The sequence below is a fragment of the Streptomyces sp. L2 genome, assembly GCF_004124325.1.
In the GTDB taxonomy this organism is placed as follows: Bacteria; Actinomycetota; Actinomycetes; order Streptomycetales; family Streptomycetaceae; genus Streptomyces.
The window spans coordinates 4,999,249-5,020,447 of sequence record NZ_QBDT01000001.1; the positions used below are offsets into that span (position 1 = coordinate 4,999,249).

The 21,199-nt window shown below is 70.7% G+C and carries 20 protein-coding genes and 1 tRNA gene; 8 read left to right on the forward strand and 13 right to left on the reverse strand.

Going from position 1 to position 21,199, the window contains the following annotated elements:
* The first annotated feature begins 170 nt into the window (after nucleotides 1-170).
* Nucleotides 171-923: an MBL fold metallo-hydrolase gene (locus tag DBP14_RS22305; RefSeq protein WP_129308920.1), complete on the forward strand. Its 753-nt coding sequence runs from the start codon at nucleotides 171-173 to the stop codon at nucleotides 921-923.
* Between the two features lie 86 nt (nucleotides 924-1,009).
* On the opposite strand, the gene DBP14_RS22310 is transcribed toward DBP14_RS22305, so the two are convergent.
* Nucleotides 1,010-2,320: a PTS transporter subunit EIIC gene (locus DBP14_RS22310; protein WP_129308921.1), complete on the reverse strand. Its 1,311-nt coding sequence runs from the start codon at nucleotides 2,318-2,320 to the stop codon at nucleotides 1,010-1,012.
* A gap of 155 nt (nucleotides 2,321-2,475) precedes the next feature.
* Nucleotides 2,476-3,708 carry a PTS transporter subunit EIIC gene (locus tag DBP14_RS22315; RefSeq protein ID WP_241741271.1) on the reverse strand — a complete coding sequence of 411 codons (1,233 nt, stop codon included), beginning with the start codon at nucleotides 3,706-3,708 and terminating at the stop codon, nucleotides 2,476-2,478.
* A gap of 289 nt (nucleotides 3,709-3,997) precedes the next feature.
* Here DBP14_RS22315 and DBP14_RS22320 point away from each other — a divergent pair, with 289 nt between their 5' ends.
* The 3 genes from DBP14_RS22320 (at nucleotide 3,998) to DBP14_RS22330 (ending at nucleotide 5,605) form a co-directional block, all read left to right on the forward strand.
* Complete coding sequence (locus DBP14_RS22320; protein WP_129308923.1) at nucleotides 3,998-4,231, forward strand: PTS glucose/sucrose transporter subunit IIB; 234 nt, start codon at nucleotides 3,998-4,000, stop codon at nucleotides 4,229-4,231.
* 104 nt (nucleotides 4,232-4,335) lie between these two features.
* Nucleotides 4,336-5,073, forward strand: coding sequence for a ribonuclease PH (rph, locus tag DBP14_RS22325; RefSeq protein ID WP_129308924.1), 738 nt, complete (start codon nucleotides 4,336-4,338; stop codon nucleotides 5,071-5,073).
* 124 nt (nucleotides 5,074-5,197) lie between these two features.
* Nucleotides 5,198-5,605 (forward strand): hypothetical protein, encoded by a 408-nt coding sequence (locus DBP14_RS22330; RefSeq protein WP_129308925.1) that lies wholly within the window; start codon nucleotides 5,198-5,200, stop codon nucleotides 5,603-5,605.
* A 252-nt stretch (nucleotides 5,606-5,857) separates the two neighbouring features.
* Here the strand turns inward: DBP14_RS22330 and DBP14_RS22335 are convergent, their stop codons facing one another.
* From DBP14_RS22335 to DBP14_RS22350, 4 genes are all read right to left on the reverse strand, one after another.
* Nucleotides 5,858-6,652 carry a DUF1707 domain-containing protein gene (locus DBP14_RS22335; protein ID WP_129308926.1) on the reverse strand — a complete coding sequence of 265 codons (795 nt, stop codon included), beginning with the start codon at nucleotides 6,650-6,652 and terminating at the stop codon, nucleotides 5,858-5,860.
* 71 nt (nucleotides 6,653-6,723) lie between these two features.
* Nucleotides 6,724-7,731: an ATP-binding cassette domain-containing protein gene (locus tag DBP14_RS22340; protein WP_129308927.1), complete on the reverse strand. Its 1,008-nt coding sequence runs from the start codon at nucleotides 7,729-7,731 to the stop codon at nucleotides 6,724-6,726.
* Nucleotides 7,732-7,734: 3 nt separating this feature from the next.
* Nucleotides 7,735-8,574, reverse strand: a complete 840-nt coding sequence (locus DBP14_RS22345) for an ABC transporter permease (protein WP_241741000.1) — start codon at nucleotides 8,572-8,574, stop codon at nucleotides 7,735-7,737.
* The gene (locus tag DBP14_RS22350; protein ID WP_129308928.1) at nucleotides 8,567-9,367 is read right to left on the reverse strand and encodes an ABC-2 family transporter protein; all 801 of its coding nucleotides are present in this window, start codon (nucleotides 9,365-9,367) and stop codon (nucleotides 8,567-8,569) included. Before DBP14_RS22350 ends, DBP14_RS22345 begins: the two co-directional genes overlap by 8 nt.
* 484 nt (nucleotides 9,368-9,851) lie before the next feature.
* Between DBP14_RS22350 and DBP14_RS22355 the strand changes: the two genes are divergently transcribed.
* Entirely contained in the window at nucleotides 9,852-12,650 is a 2,799-nt protein-coding gene (locus tag DBP14_RS22355; RefSeq protein ID WP_277752757.1) for a transglycosylase domain-containing protein, read from the forward strand.
* Here DBP14_RS22355 and DBP14_RS22360 read toward each other — a convergent pair.
* The 3 genes from DBP14_RS22360 to DBP14_RS22370 form a co-directional block, all read right to left on the reverse strand.
* Nucleotides 12,647-12,967, reverse strand: a complete 321-nt coding sequence (locus DBP14_RS22360) for a multidrug efflux SMR transporter (RefSeq protein WP_129308930.1) — start codon at nucleotides 12,965-12,967, stop codon at nucleotides 12,647-12,649. The two genes, DBP14_RS22355 and DBP14_RS22360, sit on opposite strands and share 4 nt — an antisense overlap.
* A gap of 171 nt (nucleotides 12,968-13,138) precedes the next feature.
* Nucleotides 13,139-13,492 carry a co-chaperone GroES gene (locus DBP14_RS22365; protein WP_129308931.1) on the reverse strand — a complete coding sequence of 118 codons (354 nt, stop codon included), beginning with the start codon at nucleotides 13,490-13,492 and terminating at the stop codon, nucleotides 13,139-13,141.
* A gap of 64 nt (nucleotides 13,493-13,556) precedes the next feature.
* Nucleotides 13,557-13,886 (reverse strand): DUF3618 domain-containing protein, encoded by a 330-nt coding sequence (locus DBP14_RS22370; protein ID WP_129308932.1) that lies wholly within the window; start codon nucleotides 13,884-13,886, stop codon nucleotides 13,557-13,559.
* A 102-nt stretch (nucleotides 13,887-13,988) separates the two neighbouring features.
* On the opposite strand from DBP14_RS22370, the gene bcp reads away from it, so the two are divergent.
* On the forward strand, nucleotides 13,989-14,456 hold the full coding sequence (gene bcp / locus DBP14_RS22375; RefSeq protein WP_129308933.1) for a thioredoxin-dependent thiol peroxidase: 468 nt from the start codon (nucleotides 13,989-13,991) through the stop codon (nucleotides 14,454-14,456).
* A gap of 40 nt (nucleotides 14,457-14,496) precedes the next feature.
* Nucleotides 14,497-14,580 (forward strand) — tRNA-Leu (locus DBP14_RS22380).
* Nucleotides 14,581-14,667: 87 nt separating this feature from the next.
* On the opposite strand, the gene rdgB is transcribed toward DBP14_RS22380, so the two are convergent.
* The 3 genes from rdgB to DBP14_RS22395 all read right to left on the reverse strand — a co-directional run bounded on the left by rdgB (nucleotide 14,668) and on the right by DBP14_RS22395 (nucleotide 18,169).
* Nucleotides 14,668-15,270 (reverse strand): RdgB/HAM1 family non-canonical purine NTP pyrophosphatase, encoded by a 603-nt coding sequence (gene rdgB, locus DBP14_RS22385; protein WP_129308934.1) that lies wholly within the window; start codon nucleotides 15,268-15,270, stop codon nucleotides 14,668-14,670.
* A gap of 18 nt (nucleotides 15,271-15,288) precedes the next feature.
* On the reverse strand, nucleotides 15,289-16,827 hold the full coding sequence (locus DBP14_RS22390) for an MFS transporter (protein WP_129308935.1): 1,539 nt from the start codon (nucleotides 16,825-16,827) through the stop codon (nucleotides 15,289-15,291).
* 79 nt (nucleotides 16,828-16,906) lie between these two features.
* Nucleotides 16,907-18,169, reverse strand: a complete 1,263-nt coding sequence (locus tag DBP14_RS22395; RefSeq protein ID WP_129312021.1) for a DUF445 domain-containing protein — start codon at nucleotides 18,167-18,169, stop codon at nucleotides 16,907-16,909.
* Between the two features lie 643 nt (nucleotides 18,170-18,812).
* Here DBP14_RS22395 and DBP14_RS22400 point away from each other — a divergent pair.
* Nucleotides 18,813-20,150 (forward strand): SGNH/GDSL hydrolase family protein, encoded by a 1,338-nt coding sequence (locus DBP14_RS22400; RefSeq protein ID WP_241741001.1) that lies wholly within the window; start codon nucleotides 18,813-18,815, stop codon nucleotides 20,148-20,150.
* Between the two features lie 31 nt (nucleotides 20,151-20,181).
* Here the strand turns inward: DBP14_RS22400 and DBP14_RS22405 are convergent, their stop codons facing one another.
* On the reverse strand, nucleotides 20,182-21,171 hold the full coding sequence (locus DBP14_RS22405; protein WP_129308937.1) for an MBL fold metallo-hydrolase: 990 nt from the start codon (nucleotides 21,169-21,171) through the stop codon (nucleotides 20,182-20,184).
* Between the last annotated feature and the right edge of the window lie 28 nt (nucleotides 21,172-21,199).

The following is a 21,199-nucleotide window of genomic DNA, read 5'->3' on the forward strand; positions in this document are numbered from 1 at the left end:
ACAGCACAGGTGAGTTCGCCCACAACGGCCCCTGGCAGAGGAGCGACCGGCCCTTTTGCGCCTTACGCTCGACGAACCCCGTACGACCCCTCGTCACCCCCGCCCCGCTCCCTTCGCACCACTTGTCGCGCACCGCGCCCAATGGTTTCCGCCACGGAGGTTTCTGCTTCATGAAGCTCACCGTCGTCGGCTGCTCGGGGTCGTTCCCGTCCGCGGAATCGGCCTGCTCGAGCTACCTCGTCGAGGCCGACGGCTTCCGGCTGCTGCTCGACATGGGCAACGGCGCCCTCGGCGAGCTCCAGCGCCACTGCGGTCTCTACGACCTCGACGCGATCTTCCTCAGCCATCTGCACGCCGATCACTGCATCGACATGCTCGGGTACTTCGTCGCCCGCTACTACCGCCACGACGGCGGCCCCTGCGACCCCCTCCCTGTCTACGGCCCCGAGGGCACCGAGCACCGCCTCACCACGGCCTACGCCGACACCCCCAGCGCCTCCTCGATGAGCGAGGTCTTCGACTTCCACACGGTCAAGCCGTCGACGTTCGAGATCGGCCCGTTCACGGTGCACACCGAGCGGGTCCGCCACCCCGTGGAGGCGTACGGCATCCGGGTCGAGCACGGCGGGAAGTCCCTCGCCTACTCCGGCGACACGGGGGTCACCGAGGCGCTGGGGACGCTGGCCCGCGACACGGACCTGTTCCTGTGCGAGGCCGCGTTCACGCACGGCAAGGAGAACATCCCCGACCTGCATCTCAACGGCCGCGAGGCGGGTGAGGCGGCGGCCCGCGCGGGCGCCCGCCGCCTGGTCCTCACCCACATCCCCCCGTGGACCGACCCGCGGGTCAACCTCCGCGACGCCCGCGAGGTCTTCGCCGGCCCGGTGGACCTGGCGGCACCGAGGCAGTCGTACGAGATCTGAGTCCGGCCCCCGTCCTGCGACGGCGAAGGCCCCGGAGCCCGACGCACTCGGGTTCCGGGGCCTTGCTTCTGCCCTGCGGCGGTACCTCACGCCTTGGTGAGGTCCTCGACCTCCTCCTCGGGCTCCCGGCCCGGGGTGGGGATGTTGAACTTGACGATGGCGAACCGGAAGACGACGTAGTAGATGACGCCGAAGACCAGGCCCACCGGGATCATCAGCCACGGCTTGGTGGAGATACCCCAGTTGATGAGCACGTCGGTCAGACCGGCGGAGAAGCTGAAGCCCATGTGGATGCCGAGGGCCCAGGTGACCGCCATGGACAGCGCGGTGAGGACCGCGTGGATCGCGTAGAGCAGCGGCGCGATGAACATGAACGAGAACTCGATCGGCTCGGTCACGCCGGTGATGAACGAGGTCAGGGCCAGCGACGTCATCATGCCGAGGACGGCCTTGCGGCGCTCGGGCCGGGCGGAGTGGGCCATGGCGAGGGCCGCCGCCGGCAGACCGAACATCATGATCGGGAAGAAGCCGGTCATGAACATGCCCGCGTGCGGGTCGCCCGCGAAGAAGCGCGGCAGGTCGCCGTGGAAGACGGTGCCGGCGGAGTTGGTGTAGTCGCCGATCTGGAACCAGGCCACGGAGTTGACGAACTGGTGCATGCCGATGGGGATCAGCGCGCGGTTGATGAGACCGAAGAGGGCCGCGCCGACGGAGCCGAGGCCGGTCATCCACTCGCCGAAGTTGGTGATCACGTCACCGATGGGCTGCCAGCCGAGGACGACCAGGACACCGAGGGCGGCACCGACGGCGGCCGTGATGATCGGGACCAGACGGCGGCCGTTGAAGAAGCCCAGCCAGTCGACGAGCTTCTTGCGGTGGTAGCGCTGCCACAGCACGGCGGTCAGCAGACCGATGATGATGCCGCCGAGCACACCCGGGTTCTGGAACGTGGCGGCCGTGGCGGCCTCGTGCCCCTTCTGCCAGAACCCTCCGAAGGGTGCGACGGGCGTGTACGTCGCGCCCTCGTGACCCTCCTTGATGGGGAACTGGTGGATCACGGCATAGTAGGTGAGGAACGCGACCACGGCCGCGAGCGCCGTCGAGCCGTCGGCCTTCTTCGCGAAGCCGATGGCCACGCCTATGCAGAACAGGAGGGGGAGCCCGAAGGAGCTGTCGAACAGGATGCCGCCGGCCCCGGCGAACACCTTCGCGACGTCGGTGGGCAGGTGCAGCTTCGCCTGGACGTCGGGCTGGCCGAGCCGCATCAGGATGCCCGCCGCCGGCAGCACGGCGATCGGGAGCTGCAGGCTGCGGCCGACCTTCTGCAGGCCCTGGAACAGGCCGGATCCCCTCTTCTTCTGAGGGGCCGCCGTGGACGGCGCGGTGGCGGTGGTCATACGTCCTCCATCGGGTGGTGGTCTACACCACTCAGTGGTGTAGACCTGTTGTAGCACGATGAAGGTGGCATAAGGAACCCACGATTCCTGCGACGGAATCGCTACTTTTCGTGTCGGTCCGAGGCCCGCTCAAGGGGCCCGCGAGGGCCCGGAGATCAGCTCTTGGTGACGTCCTCGACCTCGTCCCGCGGCTCCCGCCCGGGCGTCTTCAGATCGAACTTCGTGATCGCGAACCGGAACACCGCGTAGTAGACGACGGCGAAGCACAGCCCGATCGGGACGATGGCCCAGGGCTTGGTCGCCAGGTTCCAGTTGATGACGTAGTCGATGAGCCCGGCGGAGAAGCTGAACCCGTCGTGCACCCCGAGCGCCCAGGTCACCGCCATCGACACCCCCGTGAGCACGGCGTGGACGGCGTACAGCAGCGGTGCGATGAACAGGAACGAGTACTCGATCGGCTCGGTGATGCCGGTCACGAACGAGGTCAGGGCCACCGAGAGCATCAGCCCGCCGACCTCCTTGCGCCGGTCCGGGCGCGCACAGTGCGTGATCGCCAGCGCGGCCGCCGGCAGCGCGAACATCATGATCGGGAAGAACCCCGAGGTGAACTGCCCGGCGTGCGGGTCGCCCGCCAGGAACATGTTGATGTCGCCGTGCACCGGCTTGCCGCCCGGCGGCGTGTACGTGCCGAACTGGAACCAGATGGGCACGTTCAGGAACTGGTGCAGCCCGATGACGAGCAGCGCGCGGTTGGCGACGCCGAAGATGCCGGCCCCCCAGGCGCCCGCGTCCCGCAGCCACTTGCTGAAGCTCTCCAGGCCGTCGCCGATCGGCGGCCACACCCACAGGCACAGCGCGGCGAACGCGATCGCGACGAACGCCATGATGATCGGGACCAGTCGGCGGCCGTTGAAGAAGCCGAGCCAGTCCACCAGCCGGGTCCGGTGGAAACGGGCCCAGAAGAAGGCCGACAGCAGCCCCATGACGATGCCGCCGAACACCCCGGGATTCTGGAACGTGAACGGCGTCACCGCGCCGATGCCCGCGCCGACGCTGACCTGGCAGCCGATGTCCGGCACCGCCTGCGACCCGCCCGGGCAGGCCTCCGGGAACTGGTGCAGGACGTTGTAGTAGACGAGGAAGCCCACCACCGCCGCGAGCGCCGTCGAGCCGTCCGCCTTGCGGGCCATGCCGATCGCGACACCTACGCAGAAGAGCAGGGGCAGGCCGAGGGAACCGTCGAGCAGCGCGCCGCCCGCGCCCTTCATCACCCGGGACACGTCGGTCCAGCCCAGCCCGTCCGACCCGAACACGTCGGGCTGGCCCAGCCGGTTCAGGATGCCCGCCGCCGGCAGCACCGCGATGGGCAGCTGCAGGCTCCGGCCCATCTTCTGCAGCCCCTGGAACCAGCGGTTCCAGTGCTCCCGCAGGGGACCGGCCGGGCGGCCGGCCGCTCCGGCGTCGGCGCTGTCGGCGCTCATGGGTGTCCTCCCGACCCGCTCGGCCCGGACGCGGTTTGGCGACCGTCCCCACGGTGGTGTAGACCAGTCGGCGGACGGTTCCACTGCTGTGATCGCCTGTGATCGCCATCATGCGGCGCGTACGGCACGACCGCTCGCAAAGTTGGGCCAACTGTGGGTTACTGCCACAAACCGGTTCGGACCAGGGAGAAGGAACATGGCCAGCAAGGCTGAGAAGATCGTCGCCGGGCTCGGCGGACTCGACAACATCGAAGAGGTCGAGGGCTGCATCACCCGGCTCCGCACCGAGGTCAAGGACCCCTCGCTGGTCGACGACGCCGCCCTGAAGGCGGCCGGCGCCCACGGCGTCGTCAAGATGGGCACCGCCATCCAGGTCGTCATCGGCACCGACGCCGACCCGATCGCGGCGGACATCGAAGACATGATGTGAGCTTCGCCGGTTCACCATGCCGGTTCACCACGCCGCTTCACTTTGGAGGGGCTCTTCCCGATGCGGGAGGAGCCCCTTCCGGCACTCCCTATAGGCTCGGCACCATGTCTCGAATCGACGGCCGCACCCCCGAACAGCTCCGCCCCGTCACCATCGAACGCGGCTGGAGCAAGCACGCCGAGGGCTCCGTCCTCGTCTCCTTCGGCGACACGAAGGTCTTCTGCACCGCCTCCGTCACCGAAGGCGTCCCGCGCTGGCGCAAGGGCAGCGGCGAGGGCTGGGTCACCGCCGAGTACGCCATGCTGCCCCGCTCCACCAACACCCGCGGCGACCGCGAGTCCGTCCGCGGCAAGATCGGGGGCCGCACCCACGAGATCTCCCGCCTCATCGGCCGCTCCCTGCGCGCCGTCATCGACTACAAGGCGCTCGGCGAGAACACCATCGTCCTCGACTGCGACGTCCTCCAGGCCGACGGCGGCACCCGCACGGCCGCCATCACCGGCGCGTACGTCGCCCTCGCCGACGCCGTCGCCTGGGCCCGCGGCAAGAAGCTGATCAAGGCCTCCCGGCAGCCCCTCACCGGCACCGTCTCCGCCGTCTCCGTCGGCATCGTCGGCGGCGTCCCGCTGCTCGACCTCTGCTACGAGGAGGACGTGCGCGCCGACACCGACATGAACGTCGTCTGCACCGGTGACGGCCGCTTCGTCGAGGTCCAGGGCACCGCCGAGGCCGAGCCGTTCGCCCGCGACGAACTCAACTCCCTGCTGGACCTCGCCGTGGCCGGCTGCACCGACCTGGCCACCATCCAGCAGGCGGCCCTGGCGGCCACGCTCGAAAAGTAAAGGGCGCCCCAAAGAGGCGGGTGGGCGGGGGCAACCCCGCCGACTTCCCCGGCGTCCTATGGATACGGGCGCACGGACCACCACCGTGCGCCCTGCCATCCGTTGTCAGGGGAGGAACACCACCATGGCCGCCATCCGACGCCGACGCCGAGGCCGTACGACCGCCATCGCCGCCGCAGCGGCCGCCGCCGTCCTCAGCATCGGCCTCACGGCCGGCTGCGACAGCGTCAACAAGGCCCTGGACTGCGTCCAGACCGCCGACTCGATAGCCGACAGCGTCACCAGCCTCCAGCAGGCGGTGGAGAACGCGGCGAACGATCCGTCCCAGACGGACGCGTCGCTCGACGACATCGAGCACAACCTCAAGAAGATCAGCGACAAGACGGACGACGCGGACGTCAACAAGGCGGTCGACCACGTCCAGCAGGCCGTCTCCCACGTCCGCACGGCCGTCCGCAACGGCGACAAAACCCCCGACGTAGGCCCAGTAACAGACGCCGCAGGCGAACTAACAAAGGTCTGCACCCCCTGACCGCAGTCAGCTCCGCCCAACTGACCTTTTCGCGCAGTTCCCCGCGCCCCTGAGGGGCGCGACCACCCCTGGGTCACGGCGCACCCGCGGATGGCGACGGCGCTCAGCCAGGCACCTGCTCAGGGGCGCGGGGAACTGCGCGAAAGGCCACGGCGCGCCCGCGGATGGCGACGGTGCTCAGCCAGGCACCTGCTCAGGGGCGCGGGGAACTGCGCGACAAGGCACCACGTACCCGCACCCCGCAGCGCGCCCTCAGTACCCCCGGCGCCGGCGTCGCTCCTCGCGTCGCTCCTCGCGAAGCTCGCGGTGCTCATGCCGGTCGTACCGTCGCTCATGCCGGGAGGCAAACAGCTCGGGGCGAGGGGACCCGGCGTCCAGCCCCTCCTGCCGGCGCAACTCCTTCAGCCGCTGCCGCTCCGCCCGCGTGACCTTCCGGTCGACCCCGACCCCGCCCCAGAAGGCGAACCCCCCGATGATGACCCGCGGAGCGCCCGGACCGGCCTGATCGTCCCCGCCGGGATGGTCGAACCCGCCCATCACCCCGAACCCGCGCACCACGACCTCGACCCCCGGCGGCACGATCACCTGCATCCCGCCCATGATCGAGATGCAGTTGATCTCGACCTCCCGGTCCACGAAGTCCGCCTCGCGCAGATCGATCTCCCCGCCGCCCCAGAACGCGAAGCACGTGAACCGCTTCGGAACCGTCCAGCGCCCCTTCCGCTGGAACCCCGACATGATCGCGACCGCCCCCGAGGACGACCCCTCGCCGCCGACGATCCGCCCCGTCCACCCACCCCGCACCGCGGGCTCCGCCGGCTCCTTCACGAAGGACACCGCCGGCGTGGACCCCGCCCCGGACACCGGCAGATCACGCGTGAGCGGCGCCAACTCCCCGTACGTACGCGCCCGGTACGCCCCCTCCAGCCGCTCCTCGAACTCCGCCATGTCCAGCCGCCCCTCGGCGAGGGCGTCCCTGAGCACCTCGGCGACCCGCTCCCGGTCGGCGTCGGAGGCTCGGAGGTCGGGGTTCGCGTCGTCGGTCATGACAGCAGCCTAGCCATCACCGACGGCCGCGGCCCAGCCTCGACCACCCCTACGGCACCGATACCGCACCGCTACCGCACCGCCTGCCCCGCGTACATCCGCGCGATGACCGCCTCGATGTCCGGCTCCCGCACCGAAAGGTCCACCAGGGGATACCCGGCCGCCACCGCCGCCACCACCGGCGCCGCCGACTGCCCCGCCGGGAACGCCAGCCACTGCCGCGCCCCCTCCACCCGCACCACCCGCGCCGACGGCACCTCGATCGGCGGCAACTCCCGCTCCAGGTCCACCACCAGCGTCCGCTCGCTCTCCCCGGCCTCGTGCAGCCCCGCGAGCGGACCGTCGTACACCAGCCGGCCGTGGTCGATGACCATCACCCGCGAGCACAACTGCTCGATGTCCTGCAGATCATGAGTGGTCAGCAGCACCGTCGTACCCCGCTCGGCGTTCAACTCCCGCAGGAAGTCCCGCACCCGCACCTTCGACACCACGTCGAGCCCGATCGTCGGCTCGTCCAGGTACAGCACCTCCGGATCGTGCAGCAGCGCCGCCGCGATGTCCCCCCGCATCCGCTGCCCCAACGACAACTGCCGCACCGGCACGTCCAACAGCCCGCCCAGGTCCAGCAGTTCGACCAGCCGCTCCAGGTTCGCGCGGTAACGGGCGTCCGGGATGCGGTACATGCGGTGCGCCAGCCGGTAGGAGTCGATCAACGGCAGGTCCCACCACAGCGTCGTACGCTGCCCGAACACCACCCCGATCCGGTGCGCCAGCCGCACCCGCTCCCGCGACGGGTCGATCCCCGCCACCCGCACCCGGCCACCGCTCGGCGTCAGGATCCCCGTCAGCATCTTGATCGTCGTCGACTTCCCCGCGCCGTTCGGCCCGATGTACCCCACCATCTCGCCGCGCGGCACCGCGAACGAGATCGAGTCCACCGCCCGCACCTCGCGCCGCTCCCGCTTCAGGAACCCGGTCTTCTTGCGCACCTCGAAGACCTTCTCCACCCCGTCCAGCTCGATGAACCCGCCGCCGTCCGCCACCTCCGCGACACCGGCCACATCCGCCACGTCCGTCACCCGTCAGCTCCCTGTACTCCGGTAAGAACGAAGACCCGCGCGCCACGCCAGCCCCGCCAGCGCCCCGCACACCACCGCGACCAGCGGAGAGGTGAACGCCGCCCACCCCGGCAGCCCCAGCGGATACGGCCGCCCCAGCACGTACGCCGCCGGCAGCCAGTTGACGAAGGCCAGCGGCAGCACGAACGTCACCCCGCGCACCAGCTCCTTGGCGAACAGCGTCGGCGGATACTGCAACAGCGTCGTACCCCCGTACGTGAACGCGTTCTGCACCTCCGAGGCGTCCTGCGCCGCGAACTGGAACGCCGCGCCCGCCACGAACACCGCGCAGAAGATCCCGCAGCCGCTCAGCAGCATCACCGGCATCAGCAGCACCTTCGACGCCGTCCAGTCGATGTCCACGTGCGCCAGCGACCAGCCCAGCACCAGCGACCCCTGCGTCAGCCGCCCCAGCCTGCGCAGCGCGAACCGGTCCGCGGCCACCTGCGCCAGCACCGGCGCCGGCCGCACCAGCAGCGTGTCCAGCGTGCCGTCCCGCACCCGCCGCCCCAGCCGCTCCATCGACCCGATCACCAGATCCGCCAGCCCGAACGACACCCCCGACAGCCCGTACAGGAACGCCACCTCCGGCAGCGAGTAGCCACCGAGCGCGTCGACCCGCGAGAACATCAGCATGATCGCCACGAAGTCCAGGAACGTCGCCGTGAAGTTCCCGAACGTGGTCATGGCGAAAGAGGCCCGGTAGGTCATCGTCGACCGGATCCACATCCCCGCGATCAGCACATAGGCACGGACCCCGTCCCGCACCCCGCCGCCCGCCCGGGCCCCGCCGGCCTCAGCCACCCTGCACCACCACCCTGCGCGTCGCCACCGACTGCAGCAGCCGCCCGGCACCCAGCAGCGCCACCGCCCACACCCCCTGGAACACCACCGTCCCCACCGGATCCGCCCGCCCCAGCAGCACGTCCGCCGGCCCCTGCAGCAGCGACGACCACGGCAGCAGCCGTACGACGTCCCCCAGCGCGCCCGGGAACACGTTCAGCGGGAGCAGCATGCCCGAGCAGAAATATCCGGTGAACCATGCGATATGCGTCACTCCCGACCCGTCCAGCAACCAGAACGTGCTCAGCGCCACCAGATACCGGATGCCGAAACCGACCAGCATCGCCAGCAGCACCGTGACGGCGAACGCCGCCCACCTGCCGGGGGCCGTCGGCAGGGACACCGGGAAGCACAGCGACCCGAACACGAAGGGGATCAGACCCCGGCCCAGCAGCTGGAAGAACGCCCGCCCCAGATCGGCCGCCAGCCACCACAGTTGCAGGTCGGCCGGGCGATACAGGTCGATCGCCACGTCCCCCGTACGGATGCGTTCCATCAGCTCGTCCTCGACGCCACCGCCGCCGATCGCCAGCGTCGACAGGAACGCCTGCCCCAGCCACACGTACGTCACGGCCTGCGCCTCGTCGTACCCGCCGAGGTGCGGCCGGGTGTCCCACAGAGCGAGATAGACGTACACGAGGATCAGCCCGAACACCGTGTTGGTGAACACCCCTGCCGCCGTCGCCACCCGATACGTCGCGTACCGTCGGAATCCCCCCGCAGCGACGGCCACGTACAACCGTCCCGCACCCACGCCAACCGACCTCCAGGACCGCTCGACACCGAAGCGCAGGAGCCTAGTCCCCGGGCCGGCCGGCGGGCCACGCGTTTTCCGTTGCCGAAGCGTGCCCGAATCCGGGAACGGAACGCCGGGTGCGAGAGTCTCTAACTGGGGGCGCAGAAGGCGTACGAGGCGTACCGGAACGTACGACGCGAAACAGGAGTCCGTGCACGACATGACCGACGAGCCGCAGCCGCAGCACCAGAGCGGCCCGCCGACGGAACCGCAGGCCGCCGAGGGGCCCGGGGGAGCGGGGGCCCACGAGCAGAGCACGCCCGCGCCGGCCTCGCCCGGGAGCGGGGACGTCGAGCTGCGCCGAACGGGTGAAAAGGGCGAGGGGCAGGGCCCGGACCGGGCTTCGGCCCAGGCTCCGGGCAAGGACGCCGCACAGGCCCCGGGCAAGGGCTCCGGCACCGCCCCGGGCAAGCACCCCGGCCCGGCCCCTGAGACGACCCAGGTGCTTCGGCGGGTCGACGCCGGGGACGGCACGGGCGCGCAGTCCGCGCAGTCCGCGCAGTCCGCGAAGCCCCCGAAGTCCCCGAAGGACGCCAAGGCCGCGAAGCCCGGCGAGGAGGCCCCGGCGGCCGAGTCGACACAGGTGCTGCGGCGGATCAAGGACACGGACGCGCCGTCGGCCACGCCGGGCGCGCAAGCTCCCGCGGCCGAGACCACGCATGTCCTCGGGCGCGTCAAGGACGCCTCAGCCGCCGCCGGCCTCGCGAGTCCCGCCGCCGCGCGCGCGGCCCGCGCGGCCGCGGCCCGGAGCACCCGCAACACCACGGGCACCCCCGAACACGCCCCCGGGCAGAACCCGAACGCGAACCGGAACGGGAACCCGAACGCGAATGCGAGCCGGAACGGGAACCCGGCGGACCCCGCAGCCCCCGCCCCCGCACCCGCCTCCGCCGGCGGCGGCAAGGGGCCCAAGAAGCCCAAGCGGCGCAAGCGCACCGGCTGGCGGCGCATCATCCCCACCTGGCGCATGGTCCTCGGCACCTTCGTCATCGGCGTCATGCTGGTCATCGGCCTGTTCTTCCTCGGCTACTCCCTCGTGAAGATCCCGACCGCCAACGCCCTCGCCACCAAGCAGAGCAACGTCTACCTCTACGCCGACGGCTCCCAGCTCGCCCGCGACACCCGCGACAGCCAGGTCAACCGCGAGAACGTCGGCCTCGCCGAGATCTCCAAGGACGCCCAGCACGCCGTACTGGCCGCCGAGGACCGCGACTTCTACACCGAGTCCGCCGTCGACCCCAAGGCCATGCTCCGCGCCGGCTGGAACACCGCCACCGGCAAGGGCAAGCAGTCCGGCTCGACGATCACCCAGCAGTACGTGAAGAACTACTACCTGGGCCAGGAGCAGACCCTCACCCGCAAGGCCAAGGAATTCTTCATCGCGATCAAGCTCGACCGCGAGAAGTCCAAGGACGAGATCCTCGAGGGCTACCTCAACACCAGCTACTTCGGCCGCGGCGCCTACGGCATCCAGGCCGCCGCCCAGGCCTACTACGGCAAGGACGCCGCCGACCTCGACCCGGCCCGCGCCGCCTACCTCGCGGCCCTCGTCAACGCGCCGAGCGAGTACGACGTCATCGCCCACCCCGAGAACAAGGCCGCCGCCGTCGCCCGCTGGAACTACGTCCTGGACGGCATGGTCAAGAAGAACTGGCTCAGCCCCTCCCAGCGGGCCGGCATGAAGTTCCCCATGCCCAAGGAGCAGACACTCTCCACCAACCTGTCCGGCCAGCGCGGCTACCTCGTCGACGCGGTCAAGAACTACCTGATCAGCAACAAGATCGTCACCGCCGACGAGCTGGAGGCCGGCGGCTACCGCATCACCACCACCTTCCAGAAGGACAAGCAGAACGCCTTCGTCAAGGCGGTCGACGACCAGCTGATGTCCAAGCTGGACAAGAAGAACAACCAGGCCGACAAGTACGTCCGCGCGGGCGGCGCCTCCGTCGACCCCAAGACCGGCCAGGTCGTCGCCATGTACGGCGGCATCGACTACGTGAAGCAGTACACGAACGGCGCGACCCGCGAGGACTTCCAGGTCGGCTCCACCTTCAAGCCGATCGTGCTCGCCTCCGCCCTGCAGAACGGCTCGACCACGCAGGACGGGCAGACGATCACCCCGAACACCTACTACGACGGCACCAACAAGCGCGTGGTCCAGGGCTGGAGCGGTACACCGTACGGCCCTGAGAACGAGGACCAGCAGTCGTACGGCGACATCACCGTCCGCAAGGCCACCGACCTGTCGGTCAACGCGGTGTACGCGCAGATGGCAGCCGACGTCGGCCCCGACAAGGTCAAGCAGACCGCCGTGGACCTCGGCATCCCCGCCGACACCCAGGACCTCTACCCGTCCCCGTCGATCGCGCTCGGCACCAACACCGCCGGCGTCCTGCACATGGCCGAGGCCTACGCCACGCTCGCCAACCACGGCAGGCACGGCACGTACACCATGGTCAAGAAGGTCACCAAGGAGGGCAGCATCGTCCAGCTGCCCCAGCGGACGGACAAGCAGGCCGTCAGCCGCGAGGCCGCCGACACCACCACCAACGTCCTCAAGAGCGTCGTCGACAACGGCACCGCCACCGCCGCCCAGGCCGTCGGCCGCCCCGCCGCGGGCAAGACCGGCACCGCCGAGGAGGACAAGGCCGCCTGGTTCGCGGGCTACACCCCCGACCTCGCGACCGTCGTCTCCGTCATGGGCCAGGACCCGGTGACCGCCCAGCACAAGTCGCTGTACCACGTCATGGGCGTACCCCGGATGAACGGCGGCGGCCCGCCCACCCAGATCTGGGCCCAGTACACCCGCGCCGCGCTCAAGAACAAGCCGGTCACCGACTTCGACCTGCAGCTCCAGCCCGGCGCCGAACAGACCGCGCCGCCCACCTCCCAGCCCCCGGCCCAGCCCGGCACCGCCGGCCAGGACAACGGCGGCACCACCGGCACGCCCTCCACCGGCGGCACGCCCAGCGCCCCCACCACCGGCGGCACCCCGCCGGCGAACGGCGGGACCACCGGAGGCCAGGACACCACCGGCGGCACCACCACGGGCCAGGGCACCACCGGCGGCACCACCACCGGCCAGGGCGACGCCGCGGGCGGCACCACCCAGGGCAACGGCAACGGCGGAACGACCGGCGGCCCCACCACCGGAGGAGACACCACCGGCGGCAACCTGCCCAGCGGCGGCAACACAGACGCCGGCAACGACACCGCCGGAGGCCAGCTGCCCACGGGCTAGTGACCCGAGGTCGCCTTCAGACCGACCACGGCGACCAGCAGCAGGCACACGAAGAACACGCGGGCGGCGGTGACCGGCTCACCGAGTACCACCATGCCGAGCACCGCCGCTCCGGCCGCGCCGATGCCCACCCACACGCCGTAGGCCGTACCGATGGGCAGGGACCTGGCGGCGTACGACAGCAGGACCATGCTCGCGACGATCCCGGCACCGGTGAGCACGCTCGGCACCAGCCGCGTGAACCCGTCCGAGTACTTCATCCCTATCGACCAGCCGACTTCCAGCAAACCGGCGACGACCAGCAGAACCCAGGCCACGGAAACCTCCGAGACGAACGACGGCCAACTCTTCTGGTCGCGTCGTCTTTGCCTGCGTCCGCGGTGTCCGCGGCATCCCGGTACGGCGCGTCTCGTCGGGCTCCTTCGAACCTAGCAAACGAACGGCAAAGGGGCTGGTGACAACCGTCACCAGCCCCTCACCACCACCGCTTACAGATACAGGCCGGTGGAGTCCTCCGAGCCCTCGAAGCGGTCCGCGGCCACCGCGTGCAGATCGCGCTCGCGCATCAGCACGTACGCCACACCGCGCACCTCGACCTCCGCCCGGTCTTCCGGGTCGAACAACACCCGGTCACCGGGCTCCACCGTCCGCACGTTCTGCCCCACCGCGACGACCTCGGCCCAGGCCAGCCGGCGGCCGACCGCAGCGGTCGCGGGAATCAGAATGCCGCCCCCCGACCTCCGCTCGCCCTCACCGGTCTCCGTCCGCACGAGAACCCGGTCGTGCAGCATCCGGATGGGCAGCTTGTCGTGATGGGGGGTGCTGTTTCTGTTGGCGCTCACGCCCCGAACCTACCTGCCCGGCCGCCGTCCACGGACGACCGGGTCACCACCGACGCCACCGACGTCAGCCCCTGCGCCGCCGGGACCCCAGGGCGAGCAGACCCACCACGCCCACGACCATGAGCGCGACCGGCACGACCCGCTCCATCCTCGGCGCGCCCTCCTCGTCCACGAACTGCGCCCTGACCTCACTCACCACCCGGTTGACCTGCACATACGCGCGCCCAACCGTGTGGTCGACATTGGCGACGACCTTCGCCTTGACGTCCCCGGCGATCGTCTTCGGGTGCACCCGCACCCCGATCTCGTCGAGCGTCTCGGCCAGCACTTCACGGCGGCGCCTGATGTCCGCCTCGATCTGCGCCGGTGTTCTGGTGTCCGACGTCTCCGCCACCGCACGGCCTCCGAAGTCTCTGCTGCTGTTGACGAACAGTCTGTCAGTTCCCCGCCCCACCGCATCGCAAGGCCCCCCGGTCGACCCGGTTACCCTGGCCGGATGAGCGAGCGACTCCAGCCCGGGGACGTGGCCCCGGCCTTCACCCTCCCCGACGCCGACGGCAACGAGGTGTCCCTGTCGGACCACAAGGGCCGCAAGGTCATCGTCTACTTCTACCCCGCGGCCCTCACCCCGGGCTGCACCAAGCAGGCCTGCGACTTCACCGACAACCTCCAGCTCCTGGCCTCCGCCGGCTACGACGTCATCGGCATCTCCCCGGACGCCCCTGAGAAACTGGCGAAGTTCCGCGACAAGGAATCCCTCCGCATCACCCTCCTCGCCGATCCCGAGAAGACGGTCACCGAGTCCTACGGCGCCTACGGCGAGAAGAAGAACTACGGCAAGACCTACCTCGGCGTCATCCGCTCCACGATCATCGTCGACGAGGAGGGCAAGATCTCCCACGCCCTCTACAACGTCCGAGCAACCGGCCACGTAGCCAAACTGATCAAGGACTTGGGGATCTGATCCCCACGGTTCCCGACTCCCGGTACGATGTCAGGCGCTGGCGGCGGTGGCGCAATGGCGACGCAGCAGACTTAGGATCTGTGGCCCCTGACCGGGCTTGAGGGTTCGAATCCCTTCCGCCGCACATGAACGGCCTGCGAATCGAAAGATCGATGCGCAGGCCGTTTTCGTGTGAGCCCTTGTGGCCCCTGGAGGCCCGTGTGGGTGGGCCTCAGCCCAGCAGTTCCCGCACCGCTGGTACCAGGGCTCGGAAGGCCTTGCCGCGGTGGCTGATCGCGTTCTTTTCCTCCGGGGTCAGTTCCGCGCAGGTGCGCATCTCGCCGTCGGGCTGGAGGATCGGGTCGTAGCCGAAGCCGTTCGTGCCGGTGGGGGCGTGGCGGAGGGTGCCGCGGAGCCGGCCCTCGACGACGCGTTCCGTGCCGTCCGGGAGGGCGAGGGCCGCCGCGCAGGCGAAGTGGGCCGCGCGGTGGAGGTCGGCGATGTCGGAGAGCTGGGCGAGGAGCAGGTCGAGGTTGGCCTTGTCGTCGCCGTGCCGGCCGGCCCAGCGGGCGGAGAAGATGCCGGGGGCGCCGTTCAGGACGTCCACGCAGAGGCCGGAGTCGTCCGCGACCGCGGGCAGGCCGGTCGCCTGGGCGAGGGCGTGGGCCTTGAGCAGCGCGTTCTCGGCGAACGTGACGCCGGTTTCCTTGACGTCGGGGATGTCGGGGAAGGCGTCGGCGCCGATCAGCTCGTGCGGCAGGCCTGCGTCGGCGAGGATGGCCCTCAGCTCGGTGATCTTTCCGGCGTTGCGGGTGGCGAGGATCAAACGCGTCATGCGGGCCAGTATCCCGTGTCACGGCGTGCTGCCGGCCGGGGGTGCCGTGGGGCCGCCGGACCTGGTGCCGGGGCGGGCGGCCTTGGTCGCGGCCTTCGCCTTGCCGGCCGCCGCCGTGAGGGGGCGGGCGATGTCCTCCAGGGAGCGGCGTTCGGCCTTGACCGCGAGGGCCGCCGCGACCAGCCCGGCCGCGCACATGAGGGCCGCGCCGATGGAGAAGGCGAGGACGGTGTCGCCGGTCTTGCCGGTGCTGGTGAGGTCGGCGAAGAGCAGAGGGCCGCTGATGCCGCCGGCGGCGGTGCCGAGGGCGTAGAAGAAGGCGATGGACATGGCCCTGGTCTCCATCGGGAAGATCTCGGAGACCGTGAGGTAGGCGCTGGAGGCGCCGGCGGACGCGAAGAACAGGACGGCGCACCAGCAGGCGGTCATGGTGGTGGCGTTGAGCGTGCCCTGGCCGAACAGCCAGGCGGTGATGAAGAGCAGGACGCCCGACAGCAGGTAGGTCGAGGAGATCATCACGCGGCGGCCGACCGTGTCGAAGAGGCGCCCGAGCAGCAGGGGGCCGCAGAAGTTGCCGATGGCGATGACGGCGAAGTAGTAGCCGGTGTGGTCGGAGGGCACGTCGAAGAACTTGGTGAGGATGGCGCCGAAGCCGAAGGTGATGGCGTTGTAGAGGAAGGCCTGGCCGATGAAGAGGGAGAAGCCGAGGACGGCGCGCTTGGGGTAGGTGCGGAAGATCGTGCTCGCGATCTCCATGAAGCTGATGCTGTGGCGCTGGTGGATCTCCAGTTCGCCCTCGGGCGCGGGCAGCCGTTCCCCCTTCGCCTCCTCGACCTGGCGTTCGATGTCGGTGACGATCTCCTCGGCCTCCCGGTCCCTGCCGTGGATCAGCAGCCACCGTGGGCTCTCGGGCACATGGCGTCGTACGAGGAGGATGACGGAGGCGAGGACGGCGCCGAGGGCGAACGTCAGGCGCCAGCCGAGGTTCTCGGCGAGCAGGTCGGTGTTGAGGGCGACGATGGAGAGCAGGGAGCCGCCGACGGCGCCGAGCCAGAAGCTGCCGTTGATGATGAGGTCGACCCGGCCGCGGTAGTTCGCCGGGATCAGTTCGTCGATCGCGGAGTTGATCGCCGCGTACTCGCCGCCGATGCCGAAGCCGGTGAGGAACCGGAACAGGAAGAACCACCAGGCCGTCCACGAGATCGCGGTGAGCGCGGTCGCCGCGAGGTACGCCGCCAGGGTGATCATGAACAGCTTCTTGCGGCCGAACCGGTCGGTGAGGCGCCCCCAGAAGAGGGCGCCGATGCAGGCGCCGGCGACGTAGAGCGCGGCGGCGATGCCGGTGACCTGGCCGGAGGAGATGGACAGCCCGCTGCCGGGCTCGGACAGCCGGCTGGCGATGTTCCCGACGACCGTGACCTCCAGGCCGTCCAGGATCCATACGGTGCCCAGCCCGATGACGATCGTCCAGTGCCAGCGGGACCAGGGCAGTCGGTCGAGTCTGGCGGGGATGTCCGTGGTGATGGTCCGGCCGGTCGCGGCCTCGGCAGCGCTCATGGGCTCCCTCCTCGTCGAGGATCGGCACATCGGAACAATGGGAACCGGGTGCCCTGAACCGCCCGTGATCAGTCGTGGATCACGCGCCGACCACCCGGGAGAGGGCGTAGATCACCAGTCCGGCCAGCGAGCCGACGACCGTGCCGTTGATCCGGATGAACTGCAGGTCCCGGCCGATGTGAGCCTCGATCTTGCGGGTGGTGTGCTCGGCGTCCCAGCCGGCCACGGTGTCGGTGATGAGGGAGGTGATCTCCTTGCGGTAGGTGCCGACGACGTGCACGGCGGCGCCCTCGACCCAGCTGTCGACCTTCTCCTGCACCTTCGGCTCGGTCGCCATCCGCGCGCCCAGCGACAGCAGCGCGGCCCGCACCCGCAGCCGTAGCTCACTGCGCTCGTCGTCCGCCGCCGCGACGATCATGGATCGCACGGCGGTCCAGGCGGACGCGATCAGGTCCTGCACCTCGCCGCGCCCCAGCACCTCCCGCTTGAGCCGTTCGACGCGCGCGCGGGTGTCGGTGTCGGACTGGAGGTCGGCGGCGAAGTCGGTGAGGAAGCGGTCCAGGGCGCCGCGCGCGGGGTGCGAGGGCATGTCGCGCATCTCGGTGACGAAGCGGAGCAGTTCCTTGTAGACGCGTTCGCCGACCCTCTTGTCGACGAAGCGCGGGGTCCAGCCGGGGGCGCCGCCCTGCACGGCGTCCATCACGTTGTCCTGGTGCAGCACGAGCCAGTCGTGGGCGCGGGCCACGACGAGGTCGACGACCCGCCGGTGCCCGCCGTCGGCGACGATCCGGTCCAGCAGCTTGCCGATGCCGGGGGCGATCTCCTGCGCGTCGGCCCGCCGGGTGATCGCCTCGCCGACGACGGCCTGTACGTCGGAGTCGCGCAGCACGGTCAGGGCGCCGCGCAGCGCGGTGGCGAGTTCGGCGGTGACCCGGTCGGCGTGCTCGGGCTCGGCGAGCCAGGCGCCGAGCCGGCTGCCGATGCCGACGGCGCGCAGCCGCTGCCGTACGACGTCCTGGGACAGGAAGTTCTCGCCGACGAACTCGCCGAGGGAGACGCCGAGAGCGTCCTTCTTGGTGGGGATGATCGCGGTGTGGGGGATGGGCAGGCCGAGGGGGTGGCGGAAGAGGGCGGTGACGGCGAACCAGTCGGCGAGGGCGCCGACCATGCCGGCCTCGGCGGCGGCGGCCACGTAGCCGGCCCAGGGTCCGGCGCCGGAGTGGGAGGCCCAGGTGGCGAGGACGTAGACCACGGCGACGAAGAGCAGCATGCCGGTCGCGGTGAGCTTCATCCGGCGCACGCCGCGCCGGCGCTCCTCGTCGGCGGGGGTGAAGGCGGTCATGGTGCGATAGGAGGGGGTGCGGTAGGAGGGGGTGCGGGCGGCGGCGGCGCTCGCTTCCGGCCCTCGTCCCCCCGGTTCCGGCCCTGGTCCGGTTCCGGGCGCGGCGGCGTCGGCCTCCGCGCGCGCGGGCTCCATGCGCGCGGAGTCCATGCCGCCGTCGGACCGCGTGTGGCCGGACCCCGTGCCGCCGTCGGGCCCCGTGTGGCCGGACCCCGTGTCGCCGGACCGCGTGTCGCCGGACTCCGTGCCCTCGGGCCCGTCGCTCCCGGCTCCCGTGGCGTTGCTCCCGCTCTCCATCCGTCCCCGTCCCATCCGCTCCACCGTTCGGTGACCCCGTCGGTGATCCTTCCAGGGACCCCGGCGGTGACCCGGCCGGTGACCCTGTAAGCGATCCCGTCGGTGATCCCGCGCACAATTGTCCCTTCCTGACCGACTCCCGGAACGGAACGGGAGTTCCCGGCGTCTGTCTCTACGGGGAATCTGGGCGCGCGTGTCGGCCCCGCCGCCTGCCCGCCCCGGCCCATGCCGCATCATGGGCTCACCGGATCGGAGCCTCGGGCTCCCATCGCCCGAGGAGAACAACACAAGAGTGAGCAAGCGTCATGACGGGGGTGCGGGACCCACTGCGCAGCAGCCGGGGCCCGTGGCCGCCACGAAACACCATGTCGTACTCAGCGCGCTCGTCGCCCTGGTCGTAGCCCTGTCGGCGGGCATCTACGTCGTCGCGTCGGCCGGCGGGGGAGCCGCCGGCGGCACCGTGGACGATGCCCGCCCGCACCGGGGCGCGAACGTCGCCCCGGTGTCCACCGGCACCTGGCTCGGTTCCTGGGCGGCGTCCCCCGTCGGCGGCGAACCCGGTACCGAGACGGCCGGCCTGGCGGGCCGCTCCGTGCGCAACGTCGTTCACGCGAGCACGGCGGGGACGAGCGCCCGTGTCACCCTGTCCAACCTGTACGGTCAGGCGCCGCTGACGATCACGCACGCCTCGATCGCCCTCTCCGCGGGGGACGGCACGGCGGCGGCCGACGCGCGTACGATGCGCCGGCTCACCTTCAACGGCGCGACGAGCGTGGTGATACCGGCCGGCCGGGAGATCGTCACCGACGCCGTACGCCTCACCGTCCCGCACGGCGCGGACGTCCTGGTCACCACCTTCTCGCCGACCCCGTCCGGACCGGTCACCTATCATCCGTACGCGCGGCAGATGTCGTACGTCGCCCAGGGCGACCGCACCGAGGACGCGACGGGAACGCCGTACACCGAACAGACGCCGTACTGGCGGTATCTGACGGCGCTGGACGTGCTCAGCAACGAGGCGAACGGCACGGTCGTCGTGTTCGGCGACTCCATCACGGACGGCATCACCTCCACCGTGGACGCCAACCACCGTTGGACCGACATCCTGACGGACCGGCTGCACACGGCGCTGGAGAGCGGCGTCCAACTGCCCCGCTACGGCATCGTCAACGAGGGCATCAGCGGCAACCAGATCCTCGCCGACGGCCTCGGCCGGCCCGCCGAGAACCAGAGCGGCCTCGGCCGCTTCGGCCGCGACGTCCTCTCGCGCACGAACGTCAAGGCCGTCGTCGTCGACCTCGGCATCAACGACATCCTGCGCGACCCCAGGCTCGCCGACCCCAACAAGATCACCGAGGGCCTGCGCACCCTGGTCCGCGAGGCCCACGCCCGCGGCCTGCGGGTCGTCGGCGCCACCCTGATGCCGTTCAAGGGCCACCGGGGCTGGACCCCGGCCCGGGAGGCGGTACGGCAGCAGGTCAACGCGCAGATCAGGGCGGGCCGGGTGTTCGACGGCGTCGTCGACTTCGACAAGGCCCTCAGGGACCCGTACGACCCGAGCCGCCTGCGCGCCGACTACGACTCCGGCGACCACCTCCACCCCAGCGACCTGGGCTACCAGAAGATGGGCGACGTCTTCGACCTGCGCGCGCTGAAGGGGGCGGCGGGACAGGCAGAGTTGTAGTGCTCGGCCCGGGCGTTTCCCCGACCGACCGTCAGGAACGCCCTCCCCGGACGACAGTGCCGGTGTCGCTGTCGGTGTCGCTGCCGGTGCCGGCACCCGCGCCGTACGCCGCCCACGCCCCGAGGGCGAACCCCTCGCCCTCCTTCCGGACCTCCACCGCGCCCGCCCCGCCGAAGTGCGCGGGGACGACCAGTTCGCGGTCGGTGGCGGCCCGTTCGAGAATCCTGCGACGGCTCGCCGCGGCCTGTGCCGGGTCGAGACAGAAGCAGCTGTTCCAGCAGGGCTGGAGGATCTGTACGGGGCTGTGCACCAGATCACCGACGAACACGGCACGGTCGCCCGCCGATTCGAGCCGGAGCACGCTGGATCCCGGTGTGTGGCCGGGTGCCGACTCCAGGGTGAGGTGTTCGTCGATACGGTGGGCGCCGTCCCACAGCACGGCCTGGCCGGACCGGTGGACCGGCGCGATGCTGTCCTGGTAGATCAGCCGGTCGTCCACGCGGACGCCGCTCCCGTACGCGTTGTCCGGCCCGTAGTGGAAGTCGTCGGCAGCCGGAATGAGGTATCGGGCGTTGGGGAACGTCGGCACCCAGTGCCCGTCGACATCCCGGGTGTTCCAGCCGACGTGATCGCCGTGGACGTGGGTGTTCACGACGACGTCGACATCCTGCGGGGAGATGCCGGCCCGTGCGAGCAGACCGAGGAAGTCGCCGTGCCAGTGGTGGAACCGCGGCGAGCCGGGCCGCTCGCGCCCATTGCCGACCGAGGTGTCGACCAGGACCGTCCGCCCGTTGCTGTGCAAAACCCAGGTCTGCAGCGCGACCACGGCCTCGCCGCCGTCCGGGGCCCAGTGGTCCGGCGCCAGCCAGTCCGCGTTGTCCGTCCAGACCTCGTCGGTCGACTCGGGGACGAGGCCGCGCGCCGGAACGTACGGCGCCTGCCACTCGACGAGCCGGATGACCTCGACGTCCCCCAGCATGATGCGCTGTGCGCTCCCGCTCGGGGAGTTCTCGTTGTCCATGTCCTCGACCTTAGGCGGCGCCGCAGAG

Bases quoted from the DNA above. Each gene is read 5' to 3' on its own strand.
- DBP14_RS22395 (WP_129312021.1), bottom strand. From the start codon at position 18,169: ATGACCGCCTTCACCCCCGCCGACGAGGAGCGCCGGCGCGGCGTGCGC.
- DBP14_RS22320 (WP_129308923.1), top strand. From the start codon at position 3,998: ATGGCCAGCAAGGCTGAGAAGATCGTCGCCGGGCTCGGCGGACTCGAC.
- DBP14_RS22330 (WP_129308925.1), top strand. From the start codon at position 5,198: ATGGCCGCCATCCGACGCCGACGCCGAGGCCGTACGACCGCCATCGCC.
- DBP14_RS22335 (WP_129308926.1), bottom strand. From the start codon at position 6,652: ATGACCGACGACGCGAACCCCGACCTCCGAGCCTCCGACGCCGACCGG.
- DBP14_RS22310 (WP_129308921.1), bottom strand. From the start codon at position 2,320: ATGACCACCGCCACCGCGCCGTCCACGGCGGCCCCTCAGAAGAAGAGG.
- rdgB (WP_129308934.1), bottom strand. From the start codon at position 15,270: ATGACGCGTTTGATCCTCGCCACCCGCAACGCCGGAAAGATCACCGAG.
- DBP14_RS22390 (WP_129308935.1), bottom strand. From the start codon at position 16,827: ATGAGCGCTGCCGAGGCCGCGACCGGCCGGACCATCACCACGGACATC.
- DBP14_RS22305 (WP_129308920.1), top strand. From the start codon at position 171: ATGAAGCTCACCGTCGTCGGCTGCTCGGGGTCGTTCCCGTCCGCGGAA.
- DBP14_RS22405 (WP_129308937.1), bottom strand. From the start codon at position 21,171: ATGGACAACGAGAACTCCCCGAGCGGGAGCGCACAGCGCATCATGCTG.
- bcp (WP_129308933.1), top strand. From the start codon at position 13,989: ATGAGCGAGCGACTCCAGCCCGGGGACGTGGCCCCGGCCTTCACCCTC.
- DBP14_RS22315 (WP_241741271.1), bottom strand. From the start codon at position 3,708: ATGGGCCGGAGCCTGCAGCTGCCCATCGCGGTGCTGCCGGCGGCGGGC.
- rph (WP_129308924.1), top strand. From the start codon at position 4,336: ATGTCTCGAATCGACGGCCGCACCCCCGAACAGCTCCGCCCCGTCACC.